This window comes from Pseudomonas lalkuanensis (assembly GCF_008807375.1).
Taxonomy (GTDB): Bacteria; Pseudomonadota; Gammaproteobacteria; order Pseudomonadales; family Pseudomonadaceae; genus Metapseudomonas; species Metapseudomonas lalkuanensis.
Map to the genome: position 1 here is coordinate 252,860 of NZ_CP043311.1, position 24,237 is coordinate 277,096.

Here is a 24,237-nt window from a genome sequence, read left to right on the forward strand (position 1 = left end):
CGGGCCCGGCCGGCAGGGAAAGGCTGGCGGTCGGGCCGGCGCTGGGGCCGGCCCGGGTGCGGCAGGGCAGGATGCGCGCTTAGCTGTTGGGCAGCAGGCGGCAGGTCAGGCTCTTGATGTAGCGGGTTTCGCTGATGGCCGGGTGCACCGGGTGGTCCGGACCCTGGCCGCCGCGCTCCAGCAGGATGATGTTGCGGTCCAGGTGGCGGGCGCTGCCCAGCAGGATGTTCTGCAGGTCGTCCTCCGGCAGGTGCATGGAGCAGGAGGCGCTGACCAGGATGCCGTCCTTGTTCAAGAGGCGCATGGCCTGCTCGTTCAGGCGGCGGTAGGCGGCCTCGCCGTTCTTCAGGTCCTTCTTGCGCTTGATGAAGGCTGGCGGGTCGGCGACCACCACGTCGAAGCGTTCTTCAGCGGCTTTCAGCTCTTTCAGGGCTTCGAAGACATCGCCCTCCACGCAGGTGACCTGCTCGGCCACGCCGTTGAGGGTGGCGTTGCGCTCCACGCCGTCCAGGGCGAAGCCGGAGGCGTCGACGCAGAACACTTCACTGGCGCCGAAGGCCGCGGCCTGCACGCCCCAGCCGCCGATGTAGCTGAACAGGTCGAGGACGCGCTTGCCCTTCACGTAGGGCGCCAGGCGTGCGCGGTTCATGCGGTGGTCGTAGAACCAGCCGGTCTTCTGGCCTTCCATCACCGGGGCTTCGAACTTCACGCCGTTCTCTTCCAGGGCGACCCACTCCGGCACCACGCCGAATGCGGTGTCCACGTAGCGCTCCAGGCCTTCGGCGTCACGGGCGCTGGAATCGTTCTTCCAGAGCACGCCGCGCGGTTTGAGCACCTGCACCAGGGCGTCGAGAACGGCATCCTTGTTGCGCTCCATGGCGGTGGAGGCCAGTTGCACCACCAGGTGGTCGCCGAAACGGTCCACCACCAGGCCCGGCAGCAGGTCGGAATCCCCATAGACCAGACGGTAGAACGGCTTGTCGAACAGGCGCTCGCGCAGGCTGAGGGCGACGTTGATGCGGTGCACCAGCAGGGACTTGTCCAGGGTGTGCTTGATGTCGCGGGACACCAGTCGCGCGCAGATCAGGTTGTTCGGGGAGAGGGCGACCACGCCCAGCGGCTTGCCGCCGGCGGCTTCGAGGATGGCCTGGTCACCGGGCTGGAAGAGGTTCAGCGGGGTGGCGACCACGTCCACTTCGTTGCTGTAGACCCACAGGTGGCCGGCGCGCAGGCGTCGATCGGCATTGGCTTTGAGGCGCAGGCTGGGCAGGGACATGTGTCGCTCTCCGGAAAAAAGGCCGGGATTATAACCCAGGCAATACCCGCTCCGGAGGCCACCCGGCGGCGTCGGCGGCCACTTGGCACGACAGTCGGAAAATGGCCGGAAATCCCGAGCAAGTGATTGGTGCAACCGGGTAGACTGTCGATTCGGTCAAACTTCCCACTCGTCCCCCATGGCTCAAGAACTTTCCGCAGATCAGATCCGTCAGGTCCTGCAGGGCATCAGCGTGCCGCCGCAGCCGCAGATCATGGTCGACCTGCAATTGGAGCAGGTCATGCCCAGCCCCGACCTGAAGTCCATCGCCCGACTGATCAGCCAGGACCCGGGCCTGTCCGGTGCGTTGCTGAAGATCGTCAATTCGCCGTTCTTCGGCCTGGCCAACCGCATCGCCTCGATCCAGCAGGCGGTGAACCTGCTGGGCTGCAACACGGTGATCAACCTGATCAACGCGCAGTCGATCAAGGGCGAGATGAGCGACGAGACCATCCTCACCCTGAACCGCTTCTGGGACACCGCCCAGGACGTGGCCATGACCTGCCTGACCCTGGCCAAGCGCATCGGCTACCAGTCCGCCGACGAAGCCTACGCCCTTGGCCTGTTTCACAATTGCGGCATCCCGCTGATGCTCAAGCGCTTCCCCGACTACATGACGGTGCTGGAAGAGGCCTATGCCAGCGCGGGCCCGGAACGCCGTGTGGTGGACACCGAAAACCGCCTGCTGAATACCAACCATGCGGTGGTCGGCTACTTCACCGCGCGTTCCTGGCGCCTGCCGGAGCATCTCTGCGAGGCCATCGCCAACCACCACAACGCCTCGTCCATCTTCAGCGACGACTCCGGTCGCGACGCCCAGCTCAAGACCCTGCTGGCGATCCTCAAGATGGCCGAGCACATCTGTGCTTCGCATCTGGTGCTGGGTAACCAGGCCGAGGACTACGAGTGGATGAGCATCCGTAGCCAGGTACTGGACTACGTGGGGCTCTCGGAGTACGACTTCGAAAACCTCAAGGAAAGTATTCGTGAACTCGGCACGAGCTGAGTACCGAGAAACCGATGCCTGAATTACCTGAAGTCGAAACCACCCGCCGCGGCATCGCGCCTTTCCTCGAAGGCCAGCGCGTCCGCCGGGTGATCGTGCGTGAACGCCGCCTTCGCTGGCCGATTCCCGAGGACCTGGACGTTCGCCTGTCCGGCCAGCGCATCCTGCATGTGGGGCGCCGCGCCAAGTACCTGTTGCTGCAGGCCGAAGCCGGGACGCTGATCAGCCACCTCGGCATGTCCGGCAGCCTGCGCCTGGTGGAGGCCGGGCTGGCCGTGGCCAAGCACGAGCATGTGGATATCGAGCTGGAGTCGGGGATGGCCCTGCGCTACACCGATCCGCGCCGCTTCGGCGCCCTGCTGTGGAGCGACGATCCGCTGAACCACGAGCTGCTGCGCCACCTGGGGCCCGAGCCGCTGACCGACCTGTTCGACGGCGAGCGCCTGTTCCAGCTCTCCCGCGGCCGCAGCATGGCGGTGAAGCCCTTCATCATGGACAACGCCGTGGTAGTGGGTGTCGGCAACATCTACGCCAGCGAGGCGCTGTTCGCCGCCGGCATCGACCCGCGCCGCGAAGCCGGCTCCATTTCCCGTGCGCGCTACCTGAAGCTGGCCGAGGAGATCAAACGCATCCTCGCCCAGGCCATCGAATGCGGCGGCACCACCCTGCGCGACTTCGTCGGCGGCGACGGTAAACCTGGCTACTTCCAGCAGGAACTCTGGGTCTACGGCCGCGCAGGCGAGTTCTGCAAGCAGTGCGGTTCGACCCTGCGGGAAATTCGTCTCGGCCAACGTGCCAGCGTCTATTGTCCGCGCTGCCAACGCTGATCCCCCGCCGAGTCGCCAGACTCGGCGCCGAGCATTTCCAGAACAAGAAAGAAGTCTGTCCTATGTACGGTAACTACCTGCCCCCCAATCCCTTTGCCGAGGCTGTCGGCCATGGCGTGCTGCGCCTGATGGGCTGGCGCATCGAAGGGCGCCTGCCTCCCCTCGACAAGTTCGTGGTGATCGGCGCCCACCACACGTCCAACTGGGACTTCGTGCTGTTCCTCGCGGTGAAGTTCGTGCTGCGCCTGAACGCCCGCTGGTTCGGCAAGCACACCATCTTCCGCTGGCCATTCGCCGGGTTGATGCAGCGCTGGGGGGGCGTGCCGATCCATCGCCACCTGAAGCTGAACATGGTGGAACAGGCCGTGGAACGCTTCCGCGAGAGCCGCGAGTTCATGCTGGTGATCTCGCCCGAAGGCACCCGCAAGCGCGTGGAGCGCTGGAAGATGGGCTTCTACCACATCGCCCGTGGCGCCGATGTGCCGGTGGTTCCGGCGGCCCTGGACTACGTCAATCGCCGGGTGGTGATCGGCCAGCCGTTCTACACCACTGGCGACGAACAGGCCGACTTGCAGCAGTTACTGGCCTTCTACCGGCCCTATGTACCGAAAAAACCCGACTACGCTTTCAATGGCGATTGAAGGCCGTCACGCTGCCAATGTGCCATGCGCTGTTATAGTTTTTCGTACACCACTATCTGAAGGATCGCCCGTATGAACCTGCTCCGCACAACCGCTGCTGTCCTGGCGCTGACCACTGGCCTGCTGGCGCTGCCGGCTAACGCGGAAGTGGTACAGGAAAATACCAGCGGTGACCCCATGTACTCCGTCAACGCTCCCAGCGGCTACAGCATGGCCGGCGACATCCTGATCGCCCGCCCGTTGCTGATCGGCGCCACGGTGATCGGTGCGGGTCTGTTCATCGTCAGCCTGCCGTTCTCCGCCCTGGGCGGCAATGTCGGTGATGCCGCCAATGCGCTGGTTGTGGAGCCGGGCAGGGAGGCCTTCGTGCGCTGCCTGGGCTGCACCATGAACGGTTACAAGGAAGACTGATCCCTTCCTTCGGCTCCATCGCGACGGCCCCTTATCGGGGCCGTCGGCGTTTTCGGGGCGTGCGCGGGTTGCCCTCCGGCCATCGCATCGGTTAATAGCTGGGCCTTGCCTGGTGAAGGAATACCGCCCGTGAAGCACTACTCCCGCATTGTTCTGCTGATCCTGGCCGCCGTCGGGCTGGCCTTGAGCTTCTGGTTCAGTTCCGGCTGGCTCGAGCTGTGCGCGGGGCTCGCGCTGTTCCTGTTCGGCATGCAGTGCCTGGAGGAGGGGCTGCGCCAGCTGGCCGGCGGCAAGCTGGAGCAGTTGCTGGCGCGCAGCACCGCCACCTCCTTCAAGGGGCTGATGTTCGGCATTGGCGGCACGTTGCTGCTGCAGTCCAGCACGCTGGTTTCTCTGCTCACCATCGCCTTCATCAGCGCCGGGCTGATCCAGCTGGCCGGCGGCATCGCCATCCTCTTCGGCGCCAACCTGGGCGCCACCAGCGGTATCTGGTTGCTGGCGCTGGCCGGGCAGAATCTCAGCCTCAGCCCGCTGGCCTTGCCCCTGCTGGTGTTTGGTGTGCTGGGTGGCTTCCTGGGCGAGAAGAGCAAGGCCGCGGGGCGCATCGTCCTCGGCATCGCCTTCATTTTCCTCGGCATCGACCAGATCAAGGAGGGCTTCGCCAGTTTCGGCGACGGGCTCGATCTCACTGCGTACCAGGCCGACGGGCTGATGGGCAGCCTGCTGTTCGCATTGATTGGCCTGCTGGTCACGGTGGTGCTGCAGTCCAGCCATGCCACCCTGATGCTGACCCTGGCGGCGCTGGCCGGTGGACAGCTGGACCTCGCCCAGGGCTTCGCCATCGCCATTGGTTCCAATGTCGGCAGCAGCGTAACCACCGCTTTCGTCGGCTCCCTCGGCGGCAACCGCAGTGGGCAGCGGCTGGCGCTGGCCCATGTGCTGTTCAACGTGGTCACCTGCAGCCTGGCTTTCATCCTGCTGGGGCCATTGAGCTGGCTGGTCGATCGGATCGCCGACCTCACTGGATTGGGCGACAACGAGCTGATCCAGCTGGCCATGTTCCACAGCCTGATCAACGCCATGGGCGTGCTGCTGTTCTGGCCGCTGCAGGAGCGCCTTGCCCGGTGGCTGGTGCGCTGGCTGCCGGAGCGCGAAGAGCCCCAGGTACTGATCACCGAGCTGGCCGCCGGGCCGGAAGAACCCCAGCGCACCCGGGCGCGCTACCTCAGCGAGCGTGCCCTGGATTCGGTGGACGCCGCGGCCAGTGCCGTGGTGCGCGAGCTGCACCACCTCGGCCGGCTGAGCCTGGAGGTGATCTGCCATGCGCTCTACCTGCCGGTGGACCAGCTGGCCAAGGCCCAGGGTGACGAGCGCCTGCTGCACGCACGGCCGGAGCGCTATCACCTGGATGCCGAAGCGCTCTACCAGCGGCATATCAAGGGTGTGTACGGCGACCTGCTGAGCTTCATGGGGCGGCTCGACCTGCCGCTGGACGAGGCGCACCAGCAGTTCTGGGTCAGTTGCCAGCTGGCCGCGCTGCAACTGGTGGACGCGGTGAAGGATGCCAAGCACCTGCAGAAGAACCTCGGGCGTTTCCTGGACCAGGAGCCGTCGCCCATCCGCGAGGCCTACGTGGACCTGCGCCGTCATCTGCTGGCGATGCTCCACGAATTACGCGAGCTGGGCCGCTCCGATCTCCCGGAAGAGGCCTGGAACGAGCGCCTGCGCTGGCTGGACGAAAAGGCGGCAACTTTCGACGGCACCTTCCGCACCCGCCTGTTCAATTCCATACGCAGCACCGAGCTGGATGGCCTGCAGACCAGCTCGCTGATGAACGACCTGGGCTACGCCAGCCGGATTTTCCAGAGCCTGCGCAACGTGCTGATGCTGGGTGAGGGGGAGTTGCTGTTCCGCGAGCTGCGGCGGCTGGAGCAGGACGAAGAGTCGCTGATAGTGCTGGAAGGAGAACGGCCGTCCTGAAGTGCGGCCCCATCATTGTGGGCGCGAATTCATGCGCGATGCGGACCTTGTGCTGGCTTGCGGACGACGGGACGCTGGGGTGGCCCTTCGCGAATGAATTCGCTCCTACTTCAGTTTTTCGATTTCGAGGATTTCGGACAGGCCCAGGCCGCGCGGGTCGCTGGCGGCTTCGAGGCTGCCCTTGGCCTTGTTCCAGAACAGCACCTGCTGGTTGCCGTAATTGCGTGACAGCGGCTTGAGGCTGTAGCCGCGCGCCTGCAGTTCCGCGCTTTCGCTGCTGCTGAAGGCGCCGGGCTCGTGCTCGATCTGGTCCGGCAGGTACTGGTGGTGATAACGCGCCACCGCGGGCCAGCGGCTCACCGGCTGGCCATCCAGGTACTCCAGCACCGACAGCAGCACCATGCTCGGAATCCGACTGCCGCCCGGAGTGCCGAAGGCGGTGAACTCCTGCTCGCTCTCGATGAAGGTGGGGCTCATCGACGACAGCGGGCGCTTGCCCGAGCCCACGGCATTCGCCTGGCTGGCGGCGAGGCCATAGGCATTCGCGCCTTCAGGGTTGGCGGCGAAGTCGTCCATCTCGTCGTTCAGCAGGACGCCGGTGCCGGGCACGGTGAAGGCGGCGCCGAAGGGCAGGTTGATGGACAGGGTGGCGGCCACGGCATTGCCGTCCTTGTCGATTACCGCGAAATGGGTGGTGTGGTCGCCTTCGTGCAAGGGTGGCGACGGCGGCAGGCTGCTGCTGGGCGTGGCGCGGCGGGCGTCGATGCCGGATGCGAGTTTCTTCAGGTAGGCGGCGTCGAGCAGTCTGGCCTGGGGAATCGCGACGAAGTCCGGATCGCCCAGCAGGCCCCGGTCGCGATAGGCGCGGCGCAGCACTTCCACGACGTAGTGAGTGCGCTGCACGCGGTCGGACTTGCGCCAGGGCAGCTCCTGCAACATCGCCAGGCTCTGGGCAAGTGCAATGCCGCCGGCCGAGGGCGGCGGGGCACCGATCAGCTCACGGCCATCGGCGAGGGGGAAGCGGATCGGCTGTCGCTCCACGGTCTTGTAGTCGGCCAGGTCGCGCAGGCTCCAGATGCCGCCGGCGGCATTGACGCCCTGAACCAGTTTTTCCGCGGTGGGGCCACTGTAGAAACCGGCTTTGCCGTAGCGGGCCATGCGTTCCAGGGTGTTGGCCAGCTCCGGTTGGCGCAGCAGGCTGAATTCTTCTGGCACCTCGCCCTTGTGGTCGAGGAACAGGCGTGCGGTCTCGTGGTCGTCACGCATGGACGACAGGCGCCAGGAGGCGCGCTCACGGTAGATGCGATCCACCGAAATGCCGTCGCGGGCCAGGCGGATTGCCGGGGTCAGGCTGTCGGCCAGTGGCAGTCGGCCATAACGGCTGGCGAGATCCGCCAGGGCTGCCGGCAAGCCAGGGATAGCAGCGGCCAGAGGTCCATCCAGGGAGAGGGCCGGGTCGACCTTGCCGTCACGTACGTAGAGGCGCGGATGGGCGGCAAGCGGCGCGCGTTCACGGGCGTCGAGGAAGCGGTAGGCGGGCTTCTCGCCAGCCTGGCGAAGCAGGAAGAAACCGCCGCCGCCCAGGCCGGACCCATAAGGCTCGGCAACGGCAAGGGCCGCGCTGATGGCCACCGCAGCGTCGAAGGCGTTGCCGCCCTGGGCCAGGGTTTCCAGGCCGGCCACGGTGGCCGAAGGGTGGGGCGTGGCGATCGCCGCGCGGCCCGGCTGGGCGGCCTGCACGGCGCCCGCGAGCAGAAGCAGCGTGGCGAGCAGTGCGCCGCGGTAGGCGCCGCGTACCGGGCGGCCCACGGGTCAGGCCTTGCCGGTGAGCTTCAGGTACTTCTGCATCAGCTCATCCTTGCTTTCGACATGGGTTTCGTCGAGGGGAATGCAATCGACGGGGCAGACCTGCTGGCACTGGGGTTCGTCGTAGTGGCCAACACATTCCGTGCACAGGTTGGGGTCGATCACGTAGATTTCCTCGCCCTGGGAAATCGCGCCGTTGGGGCACTCGGGTTCGCAGACGTCGCAGTTGATGCAGTCGTCGGTGATCTTGAGGGACATGGGAACAACTCCTGCCGTCGCCAGGCAGCGGCGGCCTTGAACAGAAAATAGCGGAATTGTGCCGGAATGCCGCGATCGACGCACGCGCCGATCGCGAAGGGACGTCTACTGCAGCCTGCCTCGAGATTTCGCGAGCTGGAAGAGCAAGGCGGAAATGGCCGAGGGTGCGCAGTTTACGAGCTGTAAATGAGCAGTCCCGAGGCCATTTTCAAGGCAGCTATTCCGACGCGCAGCAGATCGTGAGGTCAGCGCTTGAAGCGCTCAGCCAGCGCGGCTGCAACGGCAGGATGCACGAACTTGCTGATGTCGCCGCCCAGGGCCGCTATTTCGCGTACCAGGGTGGAGGAGATGAAGGAGTACTTCTCCGACGGCGTGAGGAACATGCTCTCCACGTCCGGCGCCAGTTGGCGATTCATGTTGGCCAGCTGGAATTCATACTCGAAGTCCGACACGGCGCGCAGGCCGCGAAGGAACACATTGGCGTTCTGTTCCTTGACGAAGTGCGCCAGCAGGGTGGAGAAGCCCACCACCTCGACGTTCGGCAGGTGTTTGGTGACTTCGCGCGCCAGCTCCACACGCTGCTCCAGGCTGAACAGCGGATTCTTCTTCGGGCTCGCGGCAACGGCGATGATCACGGTATCGAACAGGCGCGAGGCGCGTTCGATCAGATCGCCGTGACCCTTGGTGATGGGGTCGAAAGTGCCCGGATACAACACTCGGTTCATCGCGACGTCCTGGCAGGGGACCGAAAGGGAATCGGATGGTAGCGCAGCGAACCTTCGCGGCCAAGACAAGGGCGCGGCTGGTGCACGGATGGCACCAGCCAGCGAAAGCGCATCACGCCTTGCCCAGTCGCTCGGCGAGGCCCGTGGCCAGCTTGGCCGTGAGGCCGTAGACCGAGAGCTGCGGGTTGGCGCCGATGCTGGTGGGGAACAGCGAACCGTCGTGGATGGAGAGGTTGGCCAACTGGTGGTGGCGGCCGAGGCTGTCGGTCACCGCCCGTTCCGGGTCCTCGCCCATGGCGCAGCCGCCCATCACGTGGGCACTGCCCAGGCGGGCGCGGTAGAGCTCCATGGGCAGGCCGTCGATCAGCTTGCGGGCTTCATCCAGGGTTTTCACGTAGTCGGCGTCGCTGTGCATCGGCAGCACGGCGCGGGCGCCGGCGGCGAACTGGATCTCGGCCATGACGTGGAAGGCGCGGCGGATGCCGTCCCAGGTGTAGTCGGTCATGCGGTAGTCGAGCACCGGACTGCCGTCGCCGCGAAGCTCCACGGTGCCTTCGGCGCTGTCCGGGTGGAAGCCGTCGCGCATCAGCGCCAGCATCACGTTGGTGTGCGGCAGCTGTTCCATGCGCAGGGCGTTGTCGATACCGAAGCGGCCCAGCAGCGTAGAGGTGAGCGAGGGTTGCAGCGGCGGAACCTCCAGCTTGTAGGACATGCGCCCGGTGGCGCCGTCGTCCCACTGGAAGTGGTCGGAATAGATCGACTGCGGCGCGCCGTAGAAGGGGTTGATCAGGCGGTCGAACTGCGCGGCGGAGAAGTTCACCACGTGCAGGAAGGTGCGCTTGCCAACGCGGCTGTGCGGGTCCGGTGCGTCGGAGCGCATCAGCAGGGCCGGGGTGTTGATGCCGCCGCCGGACAGCACGTAGTGGCGCGCCTTGACGGTGATCTTGCGGCCATTGGGCGCCACGCAACGCTCGTCCAGGCCGAGGCATTCGAGGCCACTGACCTTGTCGCCCTCGAACAGCAGCTTGTCGGCGCGGGCGAGATAGAGCAGCTCGCCGCCCTTTTCCAGGGTGGCGGGAATGGTGGTGACCAGCATCGACTGCTTGGCGTTGGTGGGGCAGCCCATGCCGCAGTAACCCAGGTTCCAGCAGCCACGCACGTTGCGCGGGATGACCTTCCAGTGCAGCCCGAGCTTCTCGCAGCCGAGACGGATCACATCGTTGTTGGGGTTCGGCGGAATGGCCCAGGGAGCGACGCCCAGGCGCTGTTCCATTTTCTCGAACCAGGGGGCCATCTCGGCGACTGACAGTCCCTTCACGCCGTGCTCGCGGGCCCAGTGTTCAAGCGTGGGGTCCGGGGTGCGGAAGCTGGAGGTCCAGTTCACCAGGGTGGTGCCACCGACCGCGCGGCCCTGGAGGATGGTGATGGCGCCGTCCTTGGTCATGCGGCCGATGCCTTCCTGGTAGAGGCTCGGGTAGGCCTCGGCCTCCTGCATCTTGAAGTCGGAGCTGGTCTTCAGCGGGCCTTCCTCGATCAGCAGCACCTTGAGGCCCGCCGCACTGAGGATCTCCGCCGTAGTGCCGCCGCCGGCACCGCTGCCGACGATGGCGACGTCGGCTTCCAGGGTCAGGTCCTTTTCAAGGCGCGAGCCGTTGTGGGTTTTCCAGCCGCGGGCCAGGCCTTCGGCGAACAGATCGGGTACTGGCATTTCAGGGTCTCGGGCGAGTTCTTGTCGTTATTCGATGGAGTGCGCGGGCGCCGTCAGACGGTGGGCGGGCCCGGGTAGCCGCAATGAGCCCAGGATTCCGGGCGGCCATACCAGGCCATCATCACCAGTTGCAGCAGGGAGGCGTGGCCCATTTTCAGGAGGCCGATGGAGCTGTGCTCCCAGCGCGAGAGGAATTCGCGGATGTCCTGGGTGCCGGCCTTGTCCCAGCTGCCCCAGATGCCGGTCAGCGGACCACGGGTGATCGGCAGGGCGAGCACGTCGAACAGCTGCAGGGTCAGCTTGAGCATTTCCGGCGACAGGCGGTGCAGGGCGTAGTCCAGGCTCTGCAGGGTGCCGTCCACGGCGGCGGCCATCTCCCCGGCGGGTACGGCGCCTTCCAGCATCACCGGTACCAGGGCCCTGAGGAAGGGCATGTCGGACTGGCGCAGCGCCGCGAAGCCGCCGGCGGGCACGCTGGTCGAACAGCCGCTGAGGCTGGCGGTCACGCCGACGGTGGCGAGGAAGGCCGAGCCGAACAGGCCGACCTTGAGCAGGTTGCGCCGGGAAAGCCGCGGTGCCTCGAGGGTGGTATCGCTCATTCTTGTTATCTGCCTGCGCAAGCCCGGATCAGCGGACGAAGAGTTTGAAGACCAGCTTCTGGATGGCCTTGCCATAGGGCGGGTAGATCAGCTTCGCGGCATTGAAGCGCTGCTTGATGAACACGCCCTTGGCCTTGCTGAACGTCAGGAAGCCCTCGTGGCCGTGGTAATGACCCATGCCGGACGGGCCGATGCCGCCGAAGGGCATGTCGTCCTGGGCCACGTGCAGCAGGGTGTCGTTCAGGCACACACCGCCGGAATGGGTTTCGTTGAGGACGCGTTGCTGCTCGCCCCGGCCGTAACCGAAATAGTAGAGCGCAAGCGGACGCGGGCGGTCGTTGATGTAGCTGAAGGCGTCGTCGATGTTGCGATAGGGGACCACCGGCAGCAGGGGGCCGAAGATCTCTTCCTGCATCAGCTTCATGTCATCGGTGGCATTCAGCACCAGGGTGTGCGGCAGGCGGCGGCCCTGGGCTTCGGGGAACAGCGGCACCAGGCGCGCGCCCTTGGCTTCGGCGTCGGACAGGTAGCCGTTCAGGCGGCCCAGCTGGCGCTCGTTGATGATGGCGGTGTAGTCGGGGTTGTCCGTCAGTTGCGGGTAGAAGCCCTTCACGGCCTGGCGATAGGCCTCGACGAAACCGTCGACGCGGTCTTCCGGCACCAGTACGTAGTCGGGCGCCACGCAGGTCTGCCCGGCGTTGAGGGTCTTGCCGAAGGCAATGCGCTCGGCGGCATCGGCCAGGGGTACGTCGGCGGAAACGATGGCCGGCGACTTGCCGCCCAGCTCCAGGGTCACCGGAGTCAGGTTCTCGGCGGCGGCGCGCATCACGTGCTTGCCGATGCTGGTGGCGCCGGTGAACAGCAGGTGGTCGAAAGGCAGGCGGGAGAAGGCCACGCCTACCTCGGCTTCGCCCAGGGCCACGGCCACCAGGTCTTCAGGGAAGATGCGCGCCAGCAGGTCCTTCACCAGCTGCGAGGTGGCCGGAGTGGACTCGCTCATCTTGATCATCACCCGGTTGCCCGCGGCCAGGGCGCCCACCAGCGGGCCGATGGCCAGGAACAGCGGGTAGTTCCACGGCACGATCACGCCGACCACGCCCAGCGGCTGGTAGACCACCTTGGCCGAGGCCGGCTGGAAGGCCAGGCCGACGCCACGGCGGGAGGGCTTCATCCATTTTTTCAGGCGTTTGGCGGAGTAGTGGATGCCATGGAGGCTGGGCATGATCTCGGCGAGACGCGTCTCGTCGGCAGAGCGATTGCTGAAGTCCTGGGAGATGGCGGCAATCAGCGCGTCCTGCTCGGTGAACAGCAGCTCGCGGAGGGACTTCAGCCACTGGATGCGCTGCTCGGCGCTGGGCATGGGGTTGGCGCGAAAGGCCTCGCGCTGGCGCTGGAAGAGGGATTCCAGCTGGCTGATCTGCTGCTGGCTCTGTTGCAGGTAGGCGATGTCGGCGACCATGGCGCGGTTCCTCGGCGGCTCCGGGAGCGTCGTTCGAATCCGTCTGGCGGACGCGACCTGGCTCTGTTGTTTTAGTGTCGCTGGATTTTTAGAGCAATTGCTCTAATCTGTCAAATAGCTTGCCCGTCGGCCCGTCCGGCGGCAGCCCAACGAAAAGCTTGACGGGCGGCTGCCGGTAACACCGGGTGTTTCCCGAACGCCGCGCGGTGTACCTTTACCGCTCGCCGCGCCTACCGATTGCAGGAACCACCGCCCGATGGCACCAAGACCCAAGACCCGCGACCGCATCGTTCTGGAGAGCCTCGCGCTGTTCAACGTCCAGGGCGAGCGCAATGTCACCACCAACCACATCGCCGCGCACCTGGGCATGTCGCCGGGCAACCTGTACTACCACTTCCGCAACAAGCAGGAGATCATCGCCGAGCTGTTCGGCCTCTACGAGGCGCGGGTGGACAGCTTCCTGCGCCTGCCGGAGGGGCGCGGGGTGACGGTGGAGGACAAGACCTTCTACCTGGAGTCCCTGCTGGCGGCCATGTGGGATTTCCGCTTCCTGCATCGCGACCTGGAGCACCTGCTGGAGTCCGATCTGGAACTCGCCGCGCGCTACCGGCTCTTCGCCCAGCGCTGCCTGGACCACGCCCAGGCCATTTATCGTGGCTTCGTCAGTGCCGGCATCCTGCTGATGAATCCCGCCCAGGTCGAAGCGCTGACCCTCAACAGCTGGATCATCGTCACGTCCTGGGTGCGCTTCCTCTGCACCACCCGTGGCGATGCCGCCGACCTCAGCCAGGAACTGCTGCGCCGTGGCATCTACCAGGTGCTGGCGCTGGAAGGCGGCTACCTCGCGCCCGAAGCGCAGCCGGCGGTCAAGGCGCTGTACGAGAAGCTCTACGTGCCGCTGGAGCAGGTGGTACCGGGCTGATCGAGGAAGCATTGACGCGTGTTAAGGCGAAGCGGCGCGACTATAGTGGGAAAATTGAGCCAAGGAATGCTTGAGTTTTTTGTCCATGTCCAGAACCACACCCAGGATTGTGATACTTGGCGCCGGTCCGTATCGATTCCCCGGCATTGAGCTGGAACGCTACAACGATCTTGCTGGCCTGCAGGGCGATTCCGAAGCCGATGTGCTGTTGGTCGACCTGCCGGGCGCACAGGCGGGCCCGGCCTTGCGGAGCCTGCGCCTCGATCCCCGCTATCGTTTCAGTCTGATCTACTGCTGCCAGGACCAGGATCCCTGGTGCCTTGCCCTGGGTGACGGCCCGCCGCCGGCCGACCCGGGTGCCATCACGCCCCTTTGGCGCCTCTGGCGCGAGCGCTTTGGCCTTTTCAATCGTGGAACGGCCCCGGAACGCTTCGAGGAACGGGTGATGGCGTGGCTCTGGCTGCGCTCACGTGGCGAAGTCCTTGCAGTGCGTGATACCAGCGTGCCCCAGCACTACCGCTATCCGCTGCTGGAAGCCCTGGGCAACGAAGAGACCATCAACCAGTTCTCCTGGCTACAGCTGATGAGCCAGCAGGGCTGGCTGGAGGAGGGGGAACTGCAGGACAGGCTGCGCCTGTGCACCAGCTGTGGCTCGGGCCGCCTCAATTACGTGGATGTCTGCCCCGAGTGCCAGGCCCTGGACATCGGTCGCCAGCCTTCGCTGCATTGCTTCACCTGCGGGCACGTCGGCCCCCAGGAACACTTCCTCAAGGAAGGCGTGCTGCTCTGCCCGAACTGCCTGACCCGTCTTCGCCATATCGGCAGCGACTACGACCGTCCCCTGGAGAACTACCGCTGCCGCAACTGCCAGGCCTTTTTCGTCGATGCCGCCGTGGATGCGCGCTGCCTGGACTGTGGCCAATCCCACGCGCCCGACAAGTTGCGCGTGCGCGAGATACGCCACTTCCGCCTGGCGGAGGCCGGGCGCCTGAGGTGCCGGGAAGGCTTCGGCGCCGGGGCGATGAATATCGAGCACTTCGGCAGCCTCAACTTGTTGCCACGCCAGGCCTTCCTCGATCTGTTGAACTGGCAACTGCAACTGACGCGACGGCACCGGGAGCCGGCCTTTTCTCTACTTGGTCTGCGTTTCGTCAACCTGTTGGAAACCCTCTCCCAACTCGGTGAGATGCGCGGCCACGCGCTGGTGGACGGGCTGGTGGAGCGCCTGCAGGAAGCTGTGCGGGAAACCGATCGTTGCTGCCGGCTGAGCGAGGAGGTGCTCTGGCTGCTGATGCCGCACACCGACGTCACCGGCATGGAGGTGGTACGCAAGCGCCTGGTCAAGGGCGCGGAACGCCTGACCGCCGGGCAGGCGACGTCCATCGAGGTGCGGTTGGCCGTCTTCACGGCTCCCGATGATCAGCAGGACCAGGAAGACGCTGCCCTGCTGCTGGCGCGTCTGGGCGGACAGTTGGGCTGAGCATGGAAGCTTTTGTCGAGCAGTGGCTGCTGCTCCTCGGCGAGTTCGCCAGGAGCGATGGCATTCTGCAAGGTGCCTTCATGTTGCTGCCGGCTTTCCTGCTGCTGGAGCTGCCGCTCAACCTGCTGGTGCTGATCGGCGTCCTGCGCTGGTTCGTCCGCAAGCCGTTCGAGTTGCCCCAGCAGAGTACCTATCGGCCGCGGGTGTCCTGCATCATCACCTGCTACAGCGAGGGGCGGGATGTCCAGACGACCCTGCGCAGCCTGTGCGAGCAGACCTACCCCGGCTACATCGAGATGATTCCAGTGGTGGACGGAGCGGCCGTGAACCAGCCCACCATGCAGGCCGTGCGGGATTTTCGCGTTGATCCGCAACTCTATCCGCGACGCCTGTTGCGACCCATCGCCAAGTGGCAGCGCGGTGGCCGGGTCTCCTCCCTGAACGCGGGGCTGGCGCACTGCACCGGCGAAGTGGTGATGGCCCTGGACGGCGACACCTCCTTCGACAACGACATGGTCAGCCAGATGGTCCGTCATTTCGCCGACCCCGATGTCCCGGCCGTGGCAGGAAGCCTGCGAGTGCGCAATGCCTGGGCTTCGCTCACCACCGCCATGCAGGCGCTGGAGTATCAGCTGTCGATCCACATGGCCAAGATCGGCCTCAGCGAATGGAACCTGGTGAATAACGTTTCCGGCGCGTTCGGCGCGTTTCGCCGCAGTTTCCTCGACAAGATCGGCGGCTGGGACACGCACACCGCGGAAGACCTCGACATCACCCTGCGGATCAAGAACTACTTCGGCCGCAGGCCCCTGCGCATTCCCTTCGAGCCCGGTGCCATCGGCCATACCGATGCACCCGTGACCTTCCTGCAGTTCCTCAAGCAGCGCCTGCGCTGGGACGGTGACCTGTACTTCCTCTATATCCGCAAGCACCGCCACAGCTTCAATCCGCGGCTGCTGGGCTGGCCGAACTTCCTGATGACCCTGATCACCGGCTTCTTCTTCCAGCTGGTACTGCCTTTCATCATCGCCGGCTACTGCCTGGCCGGGCCCCTAGTGCTGCCCTGGCCGCGCTTCCTGGCCCTGGCCGCCCTCATCTACCTGGTCTATCTGGGCATGACGCTGTTGCTCTATGTGGCCATGCTGGCCCTGGTGTCCGAGCGGCCGCGCCTGGACCTGCGATTGTTCCCCGTGGTCTTCGTCTTCCCGCTGTTCATGCTGATCATGCGCATGTGGAGCGCGGTGGCGATGCTCAACGAGGCCCTGCGTCGCGGCCATGAGGAAACCAGCATGGCGCCCTGGTGGGTGCTGCGCAGGGCCAAGAGGTTCTGAGTTGATGATTCGTCCATTTCTTTTCTGCGCACTGTTGCTGGCCGCCGGCATGGTCGGGGCCGAAGTGCTGCCGTTGGCCCGGGTGCTGGATCGCGCCGAAGACGGGGCCGCCCTGCAGGCCAAGGCGGCCGAGCTGCGGGCGCTGGATGCACTCAAGGAACAGCGCGAAGCCGAGGCGGGCTGGCAGTGGTTCGGCTCCGGCAGTACCGGGCACTACCGCGAACTGGTGACCGAAAACCTGCGAGACGACTATTACGGGCGTGACCTGGCCCTCGGCCTGCGCCACCCGCTGCTCGGCAGCCTGCGTCGACAAGTGCAGGCCGTATCGGCGGTGGAGCTTGAGCAGCAGCGGCAGCAGGCGCAGCGCCTGTTGCGCCTGGCGGAGCAGCGGCTGGCCTTGCGCAGCGCCTATGCCGACTGGTGGCGCGCCGAGCAGGAGGACCGCTGGTGCAAGGGGCTGCTGCCCACATCCCAGGCGGCTCGCGAACGCCTGGCCCGGCGTCAGCAGGGTGGCTGGCTGCTGCCTTCGCAGGCGCGATTGCTGGACGGCCAATGGCAGGGTCTCCAGCAGCGTTGCCGGCAGAGCGCGCTCCTGGTGGAGGACACCCGCGCCAGCCTGGCCGGGTTGGCGGGTATGGAGATTGGCCCTGGTCAGCAGGCCGAAGCGGAATCGCTGTCAACGCAAGTGCTGCCGCTGTCCAACTGGCGTCAGGCCCTGGAGGGTCATCCGCGCCTGCAAGAGCGGCAGGACGAACTGCGCCACGCCGAGCGCAATCGGCAATCGCCCTGGTACGAGAGCGTCGACTCAAGCTTCAGCGTTGCGCAGAGCTACGAGTCACGCAGTGGCGCCAGCAAGAGCGGCGACGGCCTGGTGGCCGCCCTCAGTCTGTCCGCACCGTTTGACCTGATGAACTACGGCCGGGCCCGCAATCGCGAAGGCGAGGCGCGCCATCAAGCCGCCCTGGCGCAGTTGGAGGCCGAGCGCCAGCAACTGCTCCAGTCCCTTGGGCAAACCCTGCAGGCCCAGCGCCAGGCAGCACTGGACCTGGATCGAGAGCGCGAGCAGTTGGCCGTTTCGGACCAGGCCCTGCGGGAGCAGCGGCTGCGCGCCGAGCGCTCGGTTTCCGAGAGCCCGGCCGAAGAACTGGCTGTGGAGCTGGAGCGCTACAACAGCGAATTGCGCCTGATTGCCGCCTGGCACGCTGCCTGGCTGCGTGAAGCGGCCCTGCGACTGTTTGTCGACGATGACCAGGCCCTGGCCGGCCTGCTGGGGCCGCGGCGTCTCGACTGGAAGGCCCTGGGTGTGGTTGGGGCGGCGCCGAAGGGCGTCGGCTCGACGGGCTGGAGCCAGGGGGTGTACCTGTGGAAAAGCGAGGCATTGCTGAATCCCGCGACTCGTCACGCGGAACTGCGCGAACTGCGCCGCGCCGGCATGACGCGGCTGTACCTGGGGCTCGATGGTGGACAGGTGGCCGACATCCCGGCCTTGCGCAAGCGACTGCAGGACACCCTTGATGAGGCCCACGGCCAAGGCTTGCAGGTGGTATTGCTGCTGGGGGATCCGGCTTGGCTGGAACCCGCTGGGCGCCAGGGCTTGCTGGACCTGCTCGGTGGGCTCGAGGGGCTGCCGTTCGATGCCCTGCACCTGGATCTTGAGGTGGAGCAGCTCGGCTGGCCGGTGCCCGACCGCCGCTTGCAGGACTGGCTGGACACCCTGGCCGCCGTGTCCGGGGTCGTGTCCTGGTCGCTGGAGCTGTCCAGCCATCCCCGCTGGTTCGCCGAGCCAGCCGTCGGTGCGACCTGCGTCCCCTGTGCCCTGCCGCAGCGCGGCGTGCGGCAGGTCGACCTGATGATCTACACCCGCAATCCCGCCCGAAGCGCCGAACTGGCGGAATCCATCGCCCGGCGCTGGCCGACGCTGCGTTTCCGTCTGGCCCAGAGTGTCGAGCCCCAGCTACCGGCTGGGGAGTCCTGGGCCGGGGCATCGCGCACGCAGTTGCGGGAACAGCTCGAGCGTTGGCGCACGCGCCTGCAGCCCGCCGGGATCACCGGTGTCGACTGGCAGGATTGGACCCATTTTCCCCGTTGAGTCAGGCCATGAAGATTCGATTCTCCAGCCCCAAGGAACAGCAGCCCACCCAGGAGCAGGGGCTCAAGGTGCTCTACGCACCCGGCAAGCGTCTGGCCTTCAAGCTGCGCTGGTACCTGATCCTGCTCGCGGTCACCAGTCCGCTGCTGTTCCTGGTCGGGCGCGAGTTCCTCGGCCTCTGGCTGATCGAGGCGCCGGTGCAGCTGCACCTGCCGTCCACCGAGCTGCGGGCGCGGGAGGCTGGACAGGTGGAGCGCGTGCTGGCCAGGCCCGGCGATCGGGTCGAGGCCGGCCAGTTGCTGGTGAAGATGGATAACCCCGAGTGGCGTGCTCGCCTCGCCCTGCTCGGCGACCCCGCCGTCCAGGCGCGGCGGCCTGCCGGGAGCCGGCCCCTGCCGGAGCAGGAACGTCAGGCCCTGGAACGCCTGCTGGCCAGCGCGGAGAGCCGCCTGGGACGCCTGCGCGGTCTGCTCGCCGCCGGTGCCGCGACCCGGGGTGAGGTGCAGCAGGCCCAGGATGAGCGGGACCGGCGCCAGCGGGACCTGGTGCAATTCGAGCGGCGAGAGTCGCAACCGGTGGACGACACTCTGGAGCGTCAACGCCGACTGGAAAGCGACTGGCTGCAGGCACGTTTGCATGGGCTGGAGCTGAAGGCCGGTGAGTCCGGGGTGATCAGCGAGGTGTTGGTGGATGAAGGCGAAAACGTCGGCCCCGGGACGCCGCTGATGCGCCTGCAGCGTCTGGGCGACGCCGAACTGTGGGTCTATCTCGACCCGCGGGATGCCGTCTATGCCTCTCCAGGCCAGCCCTTCCGGCTGCGCCTGCCGGACGGCACCTGGCTGCCTGCCGAGGTGGTGCGCATGGTGGAGGACGCCGCCCCTGTGCCGGTGGAGCTGCGTGAGGCGTTCAGCGCCCCGAGCCGCAACCTGCGCTTGCTGGCGCGGGTAAAAGGGGAGTGGCCGGCGTTCTGGCGTGTGGACCGTCTGGGTCTGAAGGCGCGCTTCCCCCATCGCTGGCGCTGGCTCGACAGCTGGGCCAGCGGTCGCTGAGCCCCAGTGTTCAGCGCTCCGGCGTCTGACTCGCCAGCCAGTCCGGAATCCGCCGTTCCAGGTAATAGGCGGGTTTGCGCGGTGATCCTTCGACAAAACCCACATGACCGCCCCGGGGGTGCAGTTCCATGCGGGTGGTGGCCGAGAGTTCGTGGGCTTCCGGCAGGCTGTGGCGGAACACGAAGGGGTCGTCGGCCGACTGGATCAGCAGGGTAGGGATGCGGATGCCGCCCAGGTAGTAGCGGCTGGAGGCGCGGCGGTAGTAGTCGTGGGCATCGTCGAAGCCGTGCAAGGGTGCGGTGATGCGACCGTCGAAGTCCCAGAAGGTACGCATGCCTTCCAGCGAGCCGAGGCGTTCCAGGGTGCAGAGGTGCTCCGTCTGTCCGTGGTGGGCGAACAGGCGCTGCTTTTGTTTCACGTAGTCCACCATCTCGCGCATGAAGTGCGCCTGGTAGACCCTGGAGAAACCGAGGGCGATGCGGTCGGCGCACTGGTCCAGGCGATAGGGCACCGAGACTGCCACGGCGCCCTGCAGGCCGCAGTCTTCCCCGGTTTCCCCAAGGTGTTTGAGCAGCACATTGCCGCCCAACGAGTAGCCGACCGCGTAGAGCGGCGCCAGCGGACGGCTGGCGCGCAGGTGGCGGATGGTGGCGGCCAGGTCTTCGCTGACGCCCGAGTGATAGCCGCGGGGCAGCAGGTTGGGCTCGCCCGAGCAGCCGCGCCAGTTGATGGCGACGCTGGCCCAGCCGCGAGTGGCCAGTTCCTGTTGCAGGCCGAGCACATAGAGCGAGGTGGAAGATCCGGTCAGGCCGTGCAGGACCAGCGCCAGGGGTGCGTCGGCCTCGTGGGGACCATGCCAGTCCAGGTCGAGGAAGTCGCCGTCCTCCAGCCAGAGCCGCTCACGCTGCCGATGGAGATGCGGCGGCGTGCGGCAGAAGGGCGACCAGAGGGTCTGCAGGTGCGGGCCGGGCAACCACCAGGCCGGCTGGAAGCTGGTGCGGGTGGTTACCGGCGAATGGAACGAGTTCATCGGCGTGGCCGTCGGTCAGGCTGCGGGAGTGTCCCCGGCCGCACGCTGCCACAGGGCGTAGTAGACCTGACCGGCTTTCTTCTCGCGGTGCAGGCGCCAGTTGCCCGGCAGGCCCAGTGTGGAGGGCGGGTTCTCGCTTTCGGTATAGACCCAGGCGCGGGGTGCCAGCCAGCCGCGACTCTCCAGCAGGCTGCAAACCGGTTGCAGCAGGCCCTGGTTGAAGGGGGGGTCGAGGAACACCAGGTCGAAGGCGCTGGACGGCTGGGCGTCCAGGTAGCGCAGGGCGTCGGTCTGCAATAGCTGGCCCTTGCCGCAGCGCAGGACGTCCAGATGGCCGCGCAGGGCGGCCACGGAGTCCGGGTTCAGATCCAGCGCCAGGCCTTCGGCGGCACCGCGGGACAAGGCTTCCAGATAGAGCGCGCCGCTGCCGGCGAAGGGGTCGAGCACCCGCGCGCCTTCCACGTATGGCGCCAGCCAGTTGAACAGCGTTTCACGCACCCGGTCCGGCGTGGGTCGCAGGCCGGGACCGTCGGGGAAGGCGAAGCGCCGCGAGCGCCATTCGCCTCCGATGATGCGTAACTGGCCCTGGCCGCCGTGATTCGGCCTGGCAGGTTTTGCGTTTGGCTTGCGCATCAGTGCTCCGGTACGCCGCTGGGCATTTCGGCGGGCTTGTCGGTGGGAGGCGGCAGCTCCTTCTGGGGGACCGTCGGGCCGGCGGTGACGATGACGAACTGGTCGGGGGCCAGGTGTTTGGCCATGGCGGCTTTCACCTGGGCGACGTCCAGCGCCTGGACCTTGGCCATGAAGTCTTCCAGGTAGGTCAGCGGCAGGTCGTAGAAACCGATGGCGCCCAACTGGCCGACGATGTCGGCGTTGCTCGCGGTGGACAGCGGGAAGCTGCCGGCCAGCTCACGCTTGGCGTCATCCAGTTCCTTCTGGGTGGGGCCTTCGGCCAGGTACTGGCGGACGATGTCCTGGATCAGCTTGAGCGTGCCCTGGCTCATTTCCGCGCGGGTTTGCAGGCCGATCATGAACGGGCCGCGCACCTGCATGGCGGTGAAGCCCGAACTGACGCCGTAGGTCAGGCCGCGTTTCTCGCGCACTTCTTCCATCAGCCGGGTGCCGAAGCCGCCACCGCCGAGTATCTGGTTGCCCAGATAGAGCGCGGCGTAGTCCGGGTCGTTCCGGTCGATGCCGAGCTGGGCCAGCATCAGGTGGGTCTGCTTGGACGGGAACTCGATATGGTTGAGGCCGGGCTTCGGAGCCTGCGGTTCCGGCAGCTTGGCCAGCGCCGGGCCTTTCGGCAGGGCCTTGGAAACCTGGTTGGCGATGGCTTCGGCGTCGGCGCGGGACAGGTCGCCGACCAGGGCGATCACCACGTTGCCGGCGGCGTAGGCCTTCTGGTGGAAAGCGCGCATCTGCGCGACGGTGATACCGGGGACGGACTTCTCGTCGCCTTCGCTCGGGTGGGCATAGGGGTGTTGGCCGTAGAGCTTGTCGAAGAGTTCCAGGCCGGCGAGTTTGCCGGGGTTCTGCTTCTGGTATTCGAAGCCGGCGAGCATCTGGTTCTTGATCCGCGCCAGGGAGTCTTCGGGGAAGGTCGGCGCGCCGATCACCTGGGTGAACAGGTCCAGGGCCGGCTGGCGCTGTTCGGGAGCGGTGAGGCTGCGCAGGCTGGCGATGGCCATGTCACGGTAGGCGCCGTTGCCGAATTCCGCGCCCAGGCCCTCGAAGCCTTCGGCGATGGCGGTGACGTCCTTGCCCGCCACACCCTCGTTGAGCATGGCGTTGGTCATGGTCGCCAGGCCGGGGATTTCGCCGTCCTGGCTGCTGCCGGCGGCGAAGGTCAGGCGCAGGTCGAACATCGGCAGTTCGGGAGCGGCGACGAACAGCACCTTGGCGCCTTCGGCGGTGGTCCAGTTCTGGATGTCCAGGGTGCGGCGGGTGGGTGTCTTGCCGCCCAGTTCCGCCAGGGATTGCAGGCCCTGGGCCGGCGCCGGAGTGGCGGTTTCAGCGATGGTGGTGGTCGGGCGATTGACGATGAAGGCCAGCACGCCGAGCAAGGCGATCAGGGCCAGGCCGAGCAGGCCGTAACGCAGGCCGTTGCGCTCACTCATTGCGGGCCTCCTCGGGCAGGATGTGGGCGACGCTCAGGCGGTCGCGGGTAAAGAAGGTCCTGGCGGCGGCCTGGATGTCGGCAGGCGTCACGGCTTCGAGGGCCGCGAGATCCTGGTCCATCAGCTTCCAGGACAGGCCGACGGTTTCCAGTTGGCCGATGGTGGTGGCCTGGCTGGTGATGGAGTCACGCTGGTAGACCAGGTCGGCGATGGCCTGGGCGCGTACGCGCTTGAGTTCGTCGGCGCTCGGCGGGGTGTTCTTCAGGTCTTCCAGCTGACGCCAGATGCCGGCCTCGGTCTGCTCCAGGGTCTTGCCCTTCTGCACGTTGGGGGTGGCGCTGATGACGAAAAGGCTGTCGCCACGGGGGAAACCGTCGTACCAGGCGGAGGCCCCGCTGACCAGTTCCTCGCCGCGCTCCAGCCGGCTGGACAGGCGTGCGCTGTAGCCGCCGTCGAGCAGGGTGGAAATCAGGCGCAGGGCGTGGACCTGGCGGGCGTCCCTGGCGGTGGCCAGCCCCGGCACGTTGAAGCCCATCAGCAGGCTCGGCAGCTGGGTGCGCACGTGCAGGGTGAGGCGACGTTCGCCGGGGGTGGCCAGCTCGAGGGGCTTCTTCGCAGGCGGCACTTCACGCTTCGGAATGCCGGCGAAATAGCGCTCGGCCAGGCCCTTGACCTCGTCCGGGGTGACGTCGCCCACCACCACCAGGGTGGCGTTGTTCGGCGCGTACCAGGATTCGTACCAGTGGCGCAGCTCCTCGACCTTCATGCGGTTGAGGTCGGCCATCCAGCCGATGGTAGGGATGTGATAGCCGCTGGCCGGGTAGGCCATCGCCTTGAAGCGCTCGAACGCCTTGGCGGTGGGCTTGTCATCGGTGCGCAGGCGGCGTTCTTCCTTTATCACCTCGATCTCGCGGGAGAACTCTTCCGGCGGCAGTTTGAGGCTGGCCAGCCGGTCGGCTTCCAGCTCGAAGGCCACGCCCAGGCGGTCGCGGGCCAGCACCTGGTAATAGGCGGTGTAGTCATCGCTGGTGAAGGCGTTCTCTTCGGCGCCGAGCTCCCGCAGGATGCGCGAGGCTTCGCCGGGGCCGAGCTTGCGGCTGCCTTTGAACATCATGTGCTCGAGGGCGTGGGAGAGACCGGTCTGGCCGGAGGTCTCGTAGCTCGAGCCGACCTTGTACCAGAGCTGGGAGACCACCACGGGCGCGCGGTGGTCCTCACGGACCACGACCTTCAGGCCGTTGTCCAGGGTGAACTCGTGGGTGGGTTGGTTGTCTGCAGCGAGGGCCAGAGCGGGCAGACAGAGAGCGCAAAACAGCAAGCCGGCGGCTTGTCGGGCAGTGGCTTTCATCAATGTTCTTGACCTGTCGGACGGCCCCGGCGGTCGTACCGCCTGCGGGCGAAGAGGTGCTAGGATACCCCATCCTTTCCCGGGGCGGCGAAGCTGGCCGGCATAGAGCCAGTACGGCCGCTCCCTTGAGATGCAT

General features: G+C 66.5%; 21 protein-coding genes. 10 read left to right on the forward strand and 11 right to left on the reverse strand.

Annotated elements, in window-relative coordinates; genetic code table 11:
• Positions 1-79 precede the first annotated feature (79 nt).
• On the reverse strand, positions 80-1,276 hold the full coding sequence (locus FXN65_RS01200; protein WP_151131273.1) for a class I SAM-dependent rRNA methyltransferase: 1,197 nt from the start codon (positions 1,274-1,276) through the stop codon (positions 80-82).
• Between the two features lie 178 nt (positions 1,277-1,454).
• Here FXN65_RS01200 and FXN65_RS01205 point away from each other — a divergent pair, with 178 nt between their 5' ends.
• From FXN65_RS01205 to FXN65_RS01225, 5 genes are all read left to right on the forward strand, one after another.
• Positions 1,455-2,321, forward strand: a complete 867-nt coding sequence (locus FXN65_RS01205; RefSeq protein WP_151131274.1) for an HDOD domain-containing protein — start codon at positions 1,455-1,457, stop codon at positions 2,319-2,321.
• Between the two features lie 14 nt (positions 2,322-2,335).
• Positions 2,336-3,148 carry a bifunctional DNA-formamidopyrimidine glycosylase/DNA-(apurinic or apyrimidinic site) lyase gene (mutM, locus tag FXN65_RS01210; protein ID WP_151131275.1) on the forward strand — a complete coding sequence of 271 codons (813 nt, stop codon included), beginning with the start codon at positions 2,336-2,338 and terminating at the stop codon, positions 3,146-3,148.
• Positions 3,149-3,210: 62 nt separating this feature from the next.
• Entirely contained in the window at positions 3,211-3,789 is a 579-nt protein-coding gene (locus tag FXN65_RS01215) for a lysophospholipid acyltransferase family protein (protein ID WP_151131276.1), read from the forward strand.
• A 72-nt stretch (positions 3,790-3,861) separates the two neighbouring features.
• Entirely contained in the window at positions 3,862-4,200 is a 339-nt protein-coding gene (locus tag FXN65_RS01220; RefSeq protein ID WP_151131277.1) for a multidrug transporter, read from the forward strand.
• A gap of 129 nt (positions 4,201-4,329) precedes the next feature.
• The gene (locus FXN65_RS01225) at positions 4,330-6,180 is read left to right on the forward strand and encodes a Na/Pi cotransporter family protein (protein ID WP_151131278.1); all 1,851 of its coding nucleotides are present in this window, start codon (positions 4,330-4,332) and stop codon (positions 6,178-6,180) included.
• Positions 6,181-6,285: 105 nt separating this feature from the next.
• On the opposite strand, the gene ggt is transcribed toward FXN65_RS01225, so the two are convergent.
• The 6 genes from ggt to FXN65_RS01255 form a co-directional block, all read right to left on the reverse strand.
• Positions 6,286-7,989 (reverse strand): gamma-glutamyltransferase, encoded by a 1,704-nt coding sequence (ggt, locus tag FXN65_RS01230; protein ID WP_151131279.1) that lies wholly within the window; start codon positions 7,987-7,989, stop codon positions 6,286-6,288.
• 3 nt (positions 7,990-7,992) lie between these two features.
• Positions 7,993-8,244, reverse strand: a complete 252-nt coding sequence (locus tag FXN65_RS01235; protein ID WP_028629061.1) for a YfhL family 4Fe-4S dicluster ferredoxin — start codon at positions 8,242-8,244, stop codon at positions 7,993-7,995.
• Between the two features lie 245 nt (positions 8,245-8,489).
• Positions 8,490-8,969, reverse strand: coding sequence for a pantetheine-phosphate adenylyltransferase (gene coaD, locus FXN65_RS01240; protein WP_151131280.1), 480 nt, complete (start codon positions 8,967-8,969; stop codon positions 8,490-8,492).
• Positions 8,970-9,081: 112 nt separating this feature from the next.
• Positions 9,082-10,677, reverse strand: coding sequence for a GMC family oxidoreductase (locus tag FXN65_RS01245; protein ID WP_151131281.1), 1,596 nt, complete (start codon positions 10,675-10,677; stop codon positions 9,082-9,084).
• A 53-nt stretch (positions 10,678-10,730) separates the two neighbouring features.
• A complete protein-coding gene (locus FXN65_RS01250; RefSeq protein ID WP_151131282.1) occupies positions 10,731-11,276 on the reverse strand; it encodes a twin-arginine translocation pathway signal protein in 546 nt (181 codons plus the stop codon).
• A 28-nt stretch (positions 11,277-11,304) separates the two neighbouring features.
• Positions 11,305-12,735, reverse strand: a complete 1,431-nt coding sequence (locus tag FXN65_RS01255; RefSeq protein WP_151131283.1) for a coniferyl aldehyde dehydrogenase — start codon at positions 12,733-12,735, stop codon at positions 11,305-11,307.
• A 256-nt stretch (positions 12,736-12,991) separates the two neighbouring features.
• Here FXN65_RS01255 and FXN65_RS01260 point away from each other — a divergent pair, with 256 nt between their 5' ends.
• The 5 genes from FXN65_RS01260 to FXN65_RS01280 all read left to right on the forward strand — a co-directional run bounded on the left by FXN65_RS01260 (position 12,992) and on the right by FXN65_RS01280 (position 19,606).
• Positions 12,992-13,657: a TetR/AcrR family transcriptional regulator gene (locus FXN65_RS01260; RefSeq protein WP_151131284.1), complete on the forward strand. Its 666-nt coding sequence runs from the start codon at positions 12,992-12,994 to the stop codon at positions 13,655-13,657.
• 85 nt (positions 13,658-13,742) lie between these two features.
• Positions 13,743-15,137 carry a TackOD1 domain-containing metal-binding protein gene (locus FXN65_RS01265; protein WP_151131285.1) on the forward strand — a complete coding sequence of 465 codons (1,395 nt, stop codon included), beginning with the start codon at positions 13,743-13,745 and terminating at the stop codon, positions 15,135-15,137.
• A gap of 2 nt (positions 15,138-15,139) precedes the next feature.
• Complete coding sequence (locus FXN65_RS01270; protein ID WP_151131286.1) at positions 15,140-16,468, forward strand: glycosyltransferase family 2 protein; 1,329 nt, start codon at positions 15,140-15,142, stop codon at positions 16,466-16,468.
• Between the two features lie 4 nt (positions 16,469-16,472).
• Entirely contained in the window at positions 16,473-18,557 is a 2,085-nt protein-coding gene (locus FXN65_RS01275) for a TolC family protein (protein WP_151131287.1), read from the forward strand.
• 8 nt (positions 18,558-18,565) lie between these two features.
• Positions 18,566-19,606 (forward strand): efflux RND transporter periplasmic adaptor subunit, encoded by a 1,041-nt coding sequence (locus tag FXN65_RS01280; protein WP_151131288.1) that lies wholly within the window; start codon positions 18,566-18,568, stop codon positions 19,604-19,606.
• Positions 19,607-19,616: 10 nt separating this feature from the next.
• Here FXN65_RS01280 and FXN65_RS01285 read toward each other — a convergent pair whose 3' ends face one another.
• From FXN65_RS01285 to FXN65_RS01300, 4 genes are read right to left on the reverse strand one after another with little or no spacing between them, the layout of a single operon-like run.
• A complete protein-coding gene (locus tag FXN65_RS01285) occupies positions 19,617-20,636 on the reverse strand; it encodes a hydrolase (RefSeq protein ID WP_151131289.1) in 1,020 nt (339 codons plus the stop codon).
• Positions 20,637-20,651: 15 nt separating this feature from the next.
• The gene (gene rsmD / locus FXN65_RS01290; protein ID WP_151131290.1) at positions 20,652-21,269 is read right to left on the reverse strand and encodes a 16S rRNA (guanine(966)-N(2))-methyltransferase RsmD; all 618 of its coding nucleotides are present in this window, start codon (positions 21,267-21,269) and stop codon (positions 20,652-20,654) included.
• The gene (locus FXN65_RS01295) at positions 21,269-22,753 is read right to left on the reverse strand and encodes a M16 family metallopeptidase (protein WP_151131291.1); all 1,485 of its coding nucleotides are present in this window, start codon (positions 22,751-22,753) and stop codon (positions 21,269-21,271) included. The genes rsmD and FXN65_RS01295 overlap by 1 nt, the downstream gene beginning before the upstream one ends.
• A complete protein-coding gene (locus FXN65_RS01300) occupies positions 22,746-24,101 on the reverse strand; it encodes a M16 family metallopeptidase (RefSeq protein WP_151131292.1) in 1,356 nt (451 codons plus the stop codon). The genes FXN65_RS01295 and FXN65_RS01300 overlap by 8 nt, the downstream gene beginning before the upstream one ends.
• Between the last annotated feature and the right edge of the window lie 136 nt (positions 24,102-24,237).